The organism is Methyloversatilis sp. NSM2 (assembly GCF_038066675.1).
Lineage (GTDB): Bacteria > Pseudomonadota > Gammaproteobacteria > Burkholderiales > Rhodocyclaceae > Methyloversatilis > Methyloversatilis discipulorum_A.
Map to the genome: position 1 here is coordinate 659,930 of NZ_JBBUKV010000001.1, position 11,628 is coordinate 671,557.

At 68.0% G+C, this 11,628-nt stretch carries 9 protein-coding genes; 5 read left to right on the forward strand and 4 right to left on the reverse strand.

Features of this window, described 5'->3' with window-relative positions; translation table 11 throughout:
* Nucleotides 1–112 precede the first annotated feature (112 nt).
* From WJU27_RS03010 to WJU27_RS03020, 3 genes are read right to left on the reverse strand one after another with little or no spacing between them, the layout of a single operon-like run.
* A complete protein-coding gene (locus tag WJU27_RS03010) occupies nucleotides 113–1,207 on the reverse strand; it encodes a calcium/sodium antiporter (RefSeq protein ID WP_020165046.1) in 1,095 nt (364 codons plus the stop codon).
* On the reverse strand, nucleotides 1,204–1,767 hold the full coding sequence (locus WJU27_RS03015) for a DNA-deoxyinosine glycosylase (RefSeq protein WP_341421086.1): 564 nt from the start codon (nucleotides 1,765–1,767) through the stop codon (nucleotides 1,204–1,206). The genes WJU27_RS03010 and WJU27_RS03015 overlap by 4 nt, the downstream gene beginning before the upstream one ends.
* Before the next feature lie 5 nt (nucleotides 1,768–1,772).
* On the reverse strand, nucleotides 1,773–2,645 hold the full coding sequence (locus WJU27_RS03020) for a tetratricopeptide repeat protein (protein ID WP_296812209.1): 873 nt from the start codon (nucleotides 2,643–2,645) through the stop codon (nucleotides 1,773–1,775).
* A gap of 306 nt (nucleotides 2,646–2,951) precedes the next feature.
* On the opposite strand from WJU27_RS03020, the gene WJU27_RS03025 reads away from it, so the two are divergent.
* The gene (locus tag WJU27_RS03025) at nucleotides 2,952–3,356 is read left to right on the forward strand and encodes a hypothetical protein (RefSeq protein ID WP_029143738.1); all 405 of its coding nucleotides are present in this window, start codon (nucleotides 2,952–2,954) and stop codon (nucleotides 3,354–3,356) included.
* Between the two features lie 89 nt (nucleotides 3,357–3,445).
* The gene (gene purL / locus WJU27_RS03030) at nucleotides 3,446–7,495 is read left to right on the forward strand and encodes a phosphoribosylformylglycinamidine synthase (protein WP_341421087.1); all 4,050 of its coding nucleotides are present in this window, start codon (nucleotides 3,446–3,448) and stop codon (nucleotides 7,493–7,495) included.
* A gap of 65 nt (nucleotides 7,496–7,560) precedes the next feature.
* On the opposite strand, the gene WJU27_RS03035 is transcribed toward purL, so the two are convergent.
* Nucleotides 7,561–8,466 (reverse strand): LysR family transcriptional regulator, encoded by a 906-nt coding sequence (locus WJU27_RS03035; RefSeq protein WP_341421089.1) that lies wholly within the window; start codon nucleotides 8,464–8,466, stop codon nucleotides 7,561–7,563.
* Between the two features lie 99 nt (nucleotides 8,467–8,565).
* On the opposite strand from WJU27_RS03035, the gene WJU27_RS03040 reads away from it, so the two are divergent.
* From WJU27_RS03040 to WJU27_RS03050, 3 genes are all read left to right on the forward strand, one after another.
* A complete protein-coding gene (locus WJU27_RS03040) occupies nucleotides 8,566–9,576 on the forward strand; it encodes a YeiH family protein (RefSeq protein ID WP_341421090.1) in 1,011 nt (336 codons plus the stop codon).
* A gap of 228 nt (nucleotides 9,577–9,804) precedes the next feature.
* Nucleotides 9,805–10,635 carry a sulfite exporter TauE/SafE family protein gene (locus tag WJU27_RS03045; RefSeq protein WP_341421091.1) on the forward strand — a complete coding sequence of 277 codons (831 nt, stop codon included), beginning with the start codon at nucleotides 9,805–9,807 and terminating at the stop codon, nucleotides 10,633–10,635.
* 127 nt (nucleotides 10,636–10,762) lie between these two features.
* A complete protein-coding gene (locus WJU27_RS03050; RefSeq protein ID WP_341421092.1) occupies nucleotides 10,763–11,542 on the forward strand; it encodes a GntR family transcriptional regulator in 780 nt (259 codons plus the stop codon).
* The last annotated feature ends 86 nt before the right edge of the window (nucleotides 11,543–11,628 follow it).

Sequence of the window (11,628 nt, forward strand, 5' to 3'; positions counted from 1 at the left end):
CGGCGTGCTGTCGGCAATGGCGTCGATCGGCTCATCTGTCCAGTATGCCTGCGGATTGCTTGCGCGATGCTGACGGCGTGCACGCCGCTGAAGTACGGCCGGGCGAGCCCCGCTAGCTGCGGCGGCTCTGCCAGTGGCGCACGCTGATGACGATCAGCGTCACCGCCGTCAGCGGCAGCGCGATGGTCTGCATCACGAATGCGTAATCGGCAAGATTGTCATGGTCCTTGGCCGCGAGGATCAGATAGAGCGTGTAGGCACAGTAGTAGGCGAAGAAGAGGCCGCCCTCCCAGCGCGCGATCAGGTTGCCGGTGGCGAAGATGGGCAGGCAGGCGATGCAGACGGCCACCATGACCGGGATGTCGAAGGACAGCATGGCCGAACCCAGGACGAGGTCGTCCGGTGCGACCACGGCGGACAGGCCGAGCGCACCGAGCAGGTTGAAGGTGTTGCTGCCGACCACGTTGCCGACCGCAATGTCGCGCTGGCCGCGCAGTGCCGCGGTGATCGAGGCCGCCACCTCGGGCAGCGAGGTGCCGGCGGCGACCACGGTCAGACCGATCACGGTGTCGCTGATGCCCAGATGACGGGCGAACACGATGGCGGCGTCGACCATCAGGTTGGAGCCGACGACCAGCAGGCCCAGACCGCCGGCGATCAGCGCAAGCTGCACCGGCAGCTTGGCGTCCCAGGCTTCGGGATGAGCTGCGATTTCCTCGCTGTGCAGGCTTTCCGCGTATTCCTCGCCCAGGCCGGCGTTCTGGCGACGGCTCTGCACGATCAGGAAAGCGGTGTAGGCGATCAGCAGGCCGAACAGCAGACCGCCCTCGGCACGCGACAGGCCGCCGTCCAGCGTCAGGCCGGCGAACAGCAGCGAGGCGCCGATCATGATCGGCACCTCCTGCCGTATCAGCTGCTTGTCGACCAGCAGCGGCGTGATCAGCGCCGACAGTCCGAGGATGAACAGCACGTTGAAGATGTTGCTGCCCACCACGTTGGCGACCGCCATATCGGTCTTGCCCGCCCAGGCCGACTGCACCGACACCGCCATTTCCGGCGAGCTGGTGCCGAAGGCGACGATGGTGAGCCCGACCACCAGCGGCGAGATGCCGAAGGACAGGGCCAGTTTCGAGGCGCCGCGCACCAGCAGTTCGGCGCCGGCGATCAGTGCGCCCAGGCCGAGCGCGAACAGGAGCAGGGTGGTCATGTGTGAACGGTGTCGGTTGAAAGCGGCGCTTCGACCGCGGACGCGCACAGGGGTTGCAGCGCCGCACGCCAGCGCGCGAGCTTTTCCTGCGCACCCATGCCGGCGTGCGCCGGGCTGGTCGAGGGCAGGCGCCGCAGATCGAGCGCCCGCACAGGAGACTGCAGATGCGGCATCACGTCACGGCGGAAGTGCTTTTCCGCCGTGCCGCCATTGAAGGCGATGCGCACGATGCCCGGGTGCGCATCGAAAAAGGCGGCGAAGTCGTTGGCCTGCGCGCTGCGGACGTCGATCGCGGCGTCCAGGCTGCCCGCGCGCTCGCAGCTTTCGAGCACGTCCCACAGTGCAATGCCCGCGCGTGTCAGTGCGCGCAGCCGCTCGGCGTAAGGCAGGTCGGGACCGGCGCCGAACAGCGCACCCATGATGGGCCAGAACTGGTTGCGTGGATGGGCGTAGTAGCGCTGCGCGGTCAGCGAGGCCACGCCGGGCATGGAGCCCAGGATCAGCACGCGCGCGGTGTCCGGATCGGCCACCGGCGGAAAGCAGCGTATCCGCTCCGCCATCGTCGTCAGCGGTTGAGCACGGCGGCCAGCTCGCGCCGGTAGCGACGTACCCGTTCGTCGCCCGAGCCGAGCAGCGCGAACAGGTCGAGCAGCGCGCGACGGCCGGCGTCGTCGTCGAAGCTGCGGTCGCGGCGTACCACTTCCAGCGCCTGTTCCATCGCTTCCTCCCATTGTTCGCGCGCGGCGAGCTCTGCAACGAAGGCGAGGCGGGCGCTCAGGTCGCCCGGATTGCGCGCGATGCGGGCGGCGTAGTTCTCGTCGCCGTCGCCCGGCTGGCGGCGTGCGATGGCGATGCGCGCATACAGCGTGCCGATGCGAGCACGGTCTTCCTGCTCGTAGGGCAGCGCGTCGAGTGCGGACTGGGCGTCGTCGAGCCGGCCGAGCGCAATCAGTGCCTCGACCCGGCCGAGCACCGCCGGTTCGAATCCCGGATCGATGGCCAGTGCGCCCTGGAACAGGCCGAGCGAGGCGGTGGCATCGCCGCGGGCGAGCGCGGCCTGCGCCTCTTCGAAGGCCGACAGGGCCGGCGACGGCAGCAGCGCGTCCATGAAATCGCGCAGTTCGCGGTCCGGCAGAACGCCGGTGAATTCATCGACCACCACGCCGCCAACAAAGGCCTTCACGTTGGGGATGCCGCGCACGCCGAAGCGGCGCGCCAGTTCCGGGTTGTCGTCCGAATTGATCTTGGCCAGACGCACCCGGCCGGCGTAGTCGGCGGCCAGCGCCTCCAGTCTGGGGGTCAGGACACGACAGGGCTGACACCAAGGCGCCCAGAAGTCGACCAGTACCGGCATGCGCTGCGATACGTCGATCACGTCGCGCTGGAAATTGGTCAGGTTCGCGTCGATCACGTCGGGGAGGGGGACAACGGCGGACATCGTGCTTCGGCTCCTTTTCGCGCGGCGCTCGCCTGCCGGCAGGCCGGTCGGCGTGCGGGTGCAGTGCCCGGGCGAGCATGCCGCAGATGCAGATGCTATTGCGAAGCGGGCGTCTTCCGCCAGTTCAGCGCGTCCGACAGCCTCGGGTGGTGTTCTCCTACATGGCGTGCCCCGGCGTCTTACGCGCCATCAGTGCCGCGGCGACTAGGCTGAAGTCATCGGGGCGCGGCCCTGGTTGTGCTGCCTCTGAAACATCCGACGGCCTCGTTTGACGGGGCCTTCATCAAACGAATCAAGGAGTGTCCAATGAAGACTCAAGCCCGATTGCTGACCGTGCTGTGCTCGATGGCCCTGACCGCTTTCTCGATGCCTGCCGCATCCGCCGACGTCGAAGACCGTATCGAGGCGCAGACCGAGGCTCAGTACGACGCGGCGAAGAAGCGCGCCGACATGGATTACGAAGCGGCGAAAACCCGCTGCGACGCGCTCGATTCGAGCGCCAAGAAGACCTGCGTCAAGGAAGCCAAGGCTGCGCGTGAGTCGGCCATGGCCGACGCCAAGGTGAGACGCAAGGCCGGCGAAGAGCGGGCCGATACCGCCGAGGACCGCCTCGAAGCCCAGTATGCGGCCGCCAAGGCCCGCTGCAATGAAATGAGCGGCAACGCCAAGGATGCGTGCGTCGAGCAGGCCAAGGCCCGCTTCCAGCAGTAAGCGCGCAGGGGCAGCGGGCGGGGCGAACCCGTATAATCGGGTTTTATCCGCGCACACAGGTGCGCGGCCCACTTCCCCGCTGTCCTTTCATGGCCCATCTCCTCAAGCTCCGCGGCTCGCCCGCATACTCCGCCGCGCGTCTGGCGCGCCTGTCCGACGAATGCCGCACTGCGCTTCCTAAGCTGCGCGAGCTCACCGCCACCCAGTATTTCTTCGTTGAATGCGCGGCGCGGCCGTCGGCCGACGAGCTGAACAAGCTGTGCGCGCTGCTCAATGCGCAGCCGGCAGCCGCCGTCGAGGGCGATGCCCTGCTGGTCACGCCGCGTCTGGGCACGATTTCGCCGTGGTCGTCTAAGGCGACTGATATCGCCCGCAACTGCGGTTTGGACAGCGTGCAGCGCGTCGAACGCGGCGTGCTGTACGAGCTGGAACTGGCTCGCGGCCTGCTGGGTGGTGGTCCCGACGATGCCGAACGCACAGCGCTGGCCGCCTTGCTGCACGACCGGATGACCGAATCGGTGCTGACCTCGCTCGACGCCGCCGACGCGCTGTTCAGCCACGTCGCGCCGCGCCCGCTGGTCAGCGTATCGCTGGCCGACGGCCGCCGCTCGCTGGAGCGCGCCAACGCCGAACTGGGTCTGGCGCTGTCCGACGACGAAATCGATTACCTGCTCGACGCCTACACCAAGCTGGGCCGCGACCCGACCGACGTCGAGCTGATGATGTTCGCGCAGGCCAATTCCGAGCACTGCCGGCACAAGATATTCAACGCCAGCTGGAACATCGATTACGCGACGCAGGACATGAGCTTGTTCGGCATGATCCGCGAAACCCATCGCGCGACGCCACAGCACACCGTGGTCGCCTATTCGGACAACGCGGCGGTGATCGAGGGCGCCACCACGGCGCCGGTCGACCGCTTCTACCCGGATCGCAACGGCCGCTGGGGCTGGCATTCCGAACCGATGCACTTCCTGGCCAAGGTCGAGACGCATAATCACCCGACCGCGATTTCGCCCTTCCCTGGTGCCGCCACCGGCGCTGGCGGCGAAATCCGCGACGAAGGCGCGACCGGCCGTGGCGCGAAGCCCAAGGCCGGTCTGGCCGGCTTTTCGGTGTCCAACCTGAACATCCCTGGCTTCGAACAGCCTTGGGAGCGTGTCGACGGCGAGCTCTACGGCAAGCCGGAGCGCATCGCCTCTGCACTGCAGATCATGATCGACGGCCCGCTGGGTGCTGCCGCCTTCAACAACGAGTTCGGCCGGCCCAATCTGGCGGGCTATTTCCGCACCTTCGAACTGCCCTTCATGGGCGAGATGCGGGGTTATCACAAGCCCATCATGATCGCCGGCGGTATCGGCAACATCGCCGCGCGTGACGCGCTGAAGATCGAGTTCCCGGCTGGCACCAAGCTGATCGTGCTCGGCGGCCCGGCCATGCTGATCGGCCTGGGTGGGGGGGCTGCGTCGAGCATGACCACCGGCACCAATACCGCCGACCTCGACTTCGCGTCGGTACAGCGCGGCAACCCGGAAATCGAGCGCCGCGCGCAGGAAGTGATCGACCGCTGCTGGCAGATGCAGGACGACAACCCCATCCTCGCCGTGCACGACGTCGGTGCCGGTGGCCTGTCGAACGCACTGCCCGAACTGGCGCACGGCGCCGGCCACGGTGCCTGGTTCGACCTGCGCGCCATCCACAGCGAAGAGTCGGGCATGAGTCCGGCCGAACTGTGGTGCAACGAATCGCAGGAGCGCTACGTACTGGCGATCGCGCCTGAGCGTATCGATGAATTCCGCGCGCTGTGCGAACGCGAGCGCTGCCCCTTCGCCGTGCTCGGCGAGGCGACGTCCGACGGCCAGCTGACGGTGGCCGATCCGCTGTTCAACACGAAGCCGGTCGACATGTCGATGGACGTGCTGCTCGGCAAGCCGCCGAAGATGCACCGCACGGTGCAGCGCCGCCCGGCCTACGCGCCGCCGATGGACGTCGCCGGCTACGACCTGAAGGACGCCGCCTACCGCGTGCTGCGCATGCCGGCCGTCGCGAGCAAATCCTTCCTGATCACCATCGGTGACCGCTCGGTCGGCGGCCTGACCGCGCGCGACCAGTTCGTCGGCCCGTGGCAGGTGCCGGTGGCCGACGTCGCCGTCACCACCGAAAGCTTCACCGGCTATCGCGGCGAAGCGTTCGCGATGGGCGAACGCACGCCGGTGGCGCTGCTCAGCGGACCGGCGTCCGGCCGCATGGCGATCGGCGAGGCCATCACCAATCTGGTCGCCGCAGACGTGCGCAGCTTCGAGCGCATCAAGCTGTCGGCCAACTGGATGGCAGCGGCCGGCCACAAGGGCGAGGACGCCGCGCTGTTCGATACGGTGAAGGCGGTGGCGCTCGACTTCTGTCCGGCGCTGGGTCTGGCCATTCCGGTCGGCAAGGACAGCCTGTCGATGAAGACGCGCTGGAGCGAGGGCGAGGCGCAGAAGGAGGTGGTGTCGCCGCTGTCGCTGGTCATCACCGCCTTCGCCGGCGTTGAGGACGTGCGCAAGACGCTGACGCCGCAGCTGCTGATCGACCCCGAAGTCGATACCGAACTGCTGCTGCTCGACCTCGGCCAGATGAAGAACCGCCTCGGCGGTTCGGCGCTGGCGCAGGCCTACGGCGTGGTCGGCGAACACGCGCCCGATGCCGACGCCGTGCTGCTCGGCCGCTTCCTGCCGGCGATCAACCGCCTGCGCGACGCCGGCCTGGTGCTGGCCTACCACGACCGCTCGGACGGCGGCCTGTTCGCCACGCTGTGCGAAATGGCTTTCGCCTCTAAGGTGGGCCTGTCGATCAATCTCGACACGCTGGCCTACGATCCGCTGCTGGTCGACGTCGATTCGCTGGCCAAGAAGCCGGACGCGGTGCGCGGCCGCTTCAACGACCGCACCTTCACCGCGCTGTTCGCCGAAGAACTGGGCGCGGTGATCCAGATCCGCGTGGACCAGCGCTCGCAGGTGATGGACATCCTGCGCGAAGCGGGTCTTTCCGGCATCACGCACGGCATCGGCAGCCCGAATGACCGCGACGAGATCCGCCTCTGGCACAACGCCAAGGTCATCTTCAGCGAGCCGCGCGCCGAGCTGCAGAAGGCGTGGACCGAAACCAGCCACCGCATCGCACTGCTGCGCGACGACGCCGACTGCGCGCGCGAAGAATTCGCGCTGCTCGACGACACCGCCGACAGCGGCCTGTTCGCGGCGCTGACCTTCGAGCCGCAGGAGGATGTTGCTGCGCCGTACATCGGAAGCGCCGGGCCGTCCCAAGCTTCCGATACCCCCTCGGGGGGTGGCGGGCGCTTGAGCCCGCCTGGGGGCCCACACATCAGCAAGGGCGTGCGGCCGCGCATCGCCATCCTGCGCGAGCAGGGCGTGAACGGTCAGGTCGAGATGGCTGCGGCCTTCGATCGCGCCGGCTTCGACGCGCAGGACGTGCACATGTCCGACCTGATGGCCGGCCGCGTCAAGCTGGCCGACTTCAAGGGTCTGGCGGCCTGCGGCGGCTTCTCCTACGGTGATGTGCTGGGCGCCGGTTCCGGCTGGGCCAAGTCCATCCTGTTCCATCCGGAACTGCGCGACGCCTTCGCCGCCTATTTCGAACGCGAGGATACTTTCGCGCTGGGCGTGTGCAACGGCTGCCAGATGATGAGCCAGCTGCGCGACATCATCCCCGGCGCCACGCACTGGCCGCGCTTCGAGCGCAACCGCTCGGAGCAGTTCGAAGCGCGCTTCACCATGGTCGAAGTGGCGGATTCGCCGTCCATCCTGTTCCGCGGCATGTCCGGCTCCAAGCTGCCCATCGTCGTGTCGCACGGCGAAGGCCGCGCGGTGTTCGACGACGAACAGGCGCAGTCGCTGGCGCAGGTCGCGATGCGCTACATCGACCACGACGGCGCCATCGCCACGCGCTACCCGCGCAACCCGAATGGCTCGCCGGCCGGCATCACCTCGGTCACCACCGACGACGGCCGCGTCACCATCCTGATGCCGCACCCGGAACGCGTGTTCCGCAGCGTGCAGATGAGCTGGCATCCGGCGCACTGGGGCGAGGACAGCCCGTGGATGCGCATGTTCAGGAACGCGCGGGTGTGGGTGGGTTAATCCACGCGTCGATGCAGTGAAGAAGCCGGCCGCGAGCCGGCTTCTTCATTTCGGGCCTGTGATACTCATTCGACGGCCGCGTCCGTGGCCATGTGCGTGTCCGCGATTAGCGCTTCGAAGGCGAGGGCGGCGGGGCTGATCGGGCGCTCGGGCAGGCGGATGCGGTAGAGCGTGCGCTGGATCGCGGCACCGCCCGGATGCAGCCGGCGGATGCGGCCGAGCGCCAGCTGGTCGCGGGCGCAGATGCGCGGCACCATGCCCAGACCGCGGCCGGCGGCCACCGTCTGCACGATGGCTTCGTTGCTGCCCACCTCGATGGTGCGCGCCGGCGTCAGGCCCATCTCGTCGAGTACGCGGTCGGTGGCGGCACGGCTGCCGGAGCCGCGTTCGCGCACGATCCAGCTGTGGTCGGTCAGATCGGCCGGCCGCAGCACGCCGCCGGTCGGCAGATCGGCGTCGCGCGGCGCGATGATGACCATTTCGTCGCGTCGCCAGATGCGGCGGTTCAGTCGCGCGTCGTCGACCTCGCCCTCGACCAGCGCCACATCGACCCGGCAATCGAGCAGCAGATCGGCGATCTGCCGCGTGTTGCCGCTGATCACCTGCAGCTCGACGTGCGGATGGCGGGCGTGGAAATCGACCAGGAAGGGCGGCAGCCAATAGGTGGCAATGGTGGTGCTCGCACCCACGGTCAGACGCCCGCGTTCGAGCGAGCTGTAGGCGCGGATGGTTTCGGTCGCCTCGCGTTCGAGCGCCAGGATGCTGCGCCCGTACTCATAGAGCGCCCGACCGGATTCGCTCGGCCGGAAGGTCTTGCCACGGCGGTCCAGCAGCACCGTTTCGAGCTGGGATTCGAGTTCGCGCACCGCTTTCGACACGGCGGGCTGAGTGATATCCAGCGCTTCCGCGGCACGCGAAAAGCTCTGGACTTCGACAACCTTCACGTAGATGCGCAGAAGATGCAGGTTCATGCATTACCCAAGGTAATCGATCGGTGATTTGCATGATATAGAAGAATGAATAGCACGCCGCTTACGCTGCACTCACTTTCCTGCAGCCGCGACGCCTCCATGAATTCGACCACCGCCCTCACTGCTTCCAGCCTGCCGACAGGCCTCGTCGCGTCGGTGGCCGTTGCGGCTGCCGCGGCGGCGCTGTCGGCCGTGCCGGGCGTGTCGGCGCACGGTTTTGGCTGGCTGCCGCTGGCGGTGGCGCTGGGCATCGTGGTCGGCAATCTGTGGCCGGCGCTGCCGACGCGCGGCGCCGATGGATTCCGGCTGGCGCGCGGCACGCTGATGCGCGCCGGCATCGCGCTGTACGGTCTGCGCATCGGCATCGACGAACTGGGCAGCGTGGGCTGGAGCGGGCTGGCGATGGCGCTGGTCATCGTGCTCAGCACGCTGGCGCTGGCTCTCGCGCTGGGCCGTCGGCTCGGGCTCGACACCCAGGCGGCGGTGCTGATCGGCTGCGGCAGCGCGATCTGCGGTGCGGCGGCGGTGGCCGCGGCCGACAGCGTGATCGGCGCCCGCGCACGCCATGTGTCGGCGGCGGTGCTGGCGGTCGTCGTGTTCGGCACGCTGGGCATGTATCTGCTGCCGCTGCTGCGACCGCTCAGCGGTCTGGACGACGCGTCATTCGGCCTCTGGGTCGGCCTCTCGGTACACGAACTGGGCCATGTCGTCGCCGGCGCTGCCGCGGCCGGACCTGAGGCGGCGGCCAGCGCGCTGGTCGAGAAGATGATGCGCGTGATGCTGCTGGCGCCGGTGGTGATGCTGATCGCCGCCGGGCTGCGCGCGCCGGGCGCCACGACGCTGCGCAGCCCGGGCGTGCCGCTCTTCCTGTATGGCTTTGTCGTGATGATGGCGCTCAACGCGTCGGGGCAGTTGCCGCTGCGGCTGCAGGCCGCCGGAGCGGAAGCCGCGCAGGCGCTGCTCGCGGTCGGTCTGGCGGCGCTCGGTGCCAACACGCGGCTGGCCGACATGGCGCATGCCGGCTGGCGCGTGTGGGCACTGGCCGCGCTGCTGTGGCTGTGGCTGCTGCTTGCCGGCTTTGGCCTGGTCAGCCTCGGAGCACTGGCATGAACGCACGCAAGCAGGGCGTCGCCGAGGCCGGCGCACCGTGCCGGGCTGTCGCGGTGCTGCACACGAACCGCCACGCACTGACGGAAGCCGCGACGGCAAAGGGTTTGACGACCGGCGCGTGGCGTGTGCGCGAACTGGTCCGGCTTTTGCTCGACATGACCTGTCATGACAGGTTGGACGCGGACGCTGCCGAATTCGCAGGTGGTCCGTCCCGCCGGGGAGAACCGATTGGATGCTTCGCTGCTAAACACGCTGTGGCCGGACCGCGCGCTCGCGAGCTGGTCGGTGATCGCCGGCGCGGTGATCGCAGGTGGCGTGCTGCGCGGCATGACCGGTTTCGGTGCCGCGCTGCTGATGGCGCCGCTGCTCTCTACGGTGGCGTCGGCGCGCGACACGCTGTGCATCGTGACGCTGCTGAACGCGCTGCCGCTGACGCACGCACTGACGCCGTCGGTGCGCCGGCTGGTCGATCACCGGGTGCTGCTGCCGATGCTGGGTGCTGCCTGTGCCGGCATTCCACTCGGACTGTGGCTGGTGAGCGTGCTGCCGGCACGACTGTTCGGCCAGGTGATCGGCGTCGCGGTGATCGCCAGTGCGGCGGTGCTGCTGACCGGCGCCCGTCTGGTGCGTGGCCGCAGTCAGGCGGGGTCGATCTCTGCGGGTCTGTTCAGCGGCGTGCTGACCGGCTTCGGCGGTGTCGGCGGACCGCCGGCCATCCTCTATCTGCTGGGCGTCGAAACCGACAGTCACCGGGCGCGCGCGAGCTTCCTCGTCTATTTCGGATGTCTTTACCCGCTGGCGCTGATCGCCATCGTGCTGTCGGGCATGTTCGGCCTGTCGCTGCTGCTGCAGGGGCTTTTGCTGGCGCCGCTTTTTCACGGCGGCGGGCTGCTCGGCGAGCGGCTCTACCGGTGGCTGGACCCGCGTCATTTCCGTCGCGTCGTGCTGTGCCTGCTGATGGCGACCGGCGCGCTCGCAGCCTGGCCGGTGCATGCGGTCGCACTGGTGCAGGGCACTGTCGCGGTGCAGCAATGCGGTGCGTCCGACAGCCGGTGCTGAAGCGGTTGGTCGTCGTAAACCGCAGTCAAATCAACGATTTCTGAACATGTTGTGCGGAGCGAAAAAATTGGCACTGACTTTGCATGACATGACCCGTCATAACAGGTTCTTGAACAGGAGCTCGAACATGGCACCCCACAGCAAGCAGATCGCGCCCCCGGGCGCGGCGGAGGTCGAGGACGCGCTGTCGCCGGTATCGCAGATGCCGCTGTACACGCAGATCCGCGAAATCCTGCGCCGGCGCATTCTCGACGGCAGCTACCCACCGCATTCGCAGATGCCGTCGGAAAGCCAGATGATGTCGGCATTCGATGTCAGCCGCATCACGATACGGCAGGCACTGGGCGACCTGCAGAAGGAGGGGCTCATCTTCAAGGTGATGGGCAAGGGCAGCTTCGTTGCCAAGCCCAAGGCCTTCCAGAGCCTGTCGCGGCTGCAGGGTTTCGGCGAGGCGATGTCCACCTCCGGCTACGAAACCTACTCGCTGCTGCTCAGCGCGAAGCCGGTCGCCGCCAGTGCCGTGGTGGCGCAGCGGCTGCAGCTGAAGCCCGAGGCGCCGGTGTTCGAGATACAGCGCCTGCGTTACCTGAACCGCGAACCCATCTCGGTCGACGTGAGCTACTTCCCGCCGGACATCGGCGAGCGGCTCACCCAGGAAGACCTGGCCACGCGCGACATCTTCGTCATTCTCGAAAACGACCTCGGCCGCAACCTCACGCACGCCGACGTGCAGATCGAGGCGATCTCGGCCGACGAGTCGCTGGCCCGTCATCTCGACATCGCCGAGGCCTCGCCGCTGCTGCGCATCGAGCGCCTGACTTGGGCTGACGACCGGCCCATCGATTTCGAATTCCTCTACTACCGCGGCGATGCCTTCCAGTACCGCCTGCGCATAGACCGAAGTTGATCCACCGCTGGAAAGCAACGCAGGAATTCTTCGTTCGCAACGGCGCGCCACGGCGCGACAGTGCAGCCCCAAATCAAGGAGAGAAC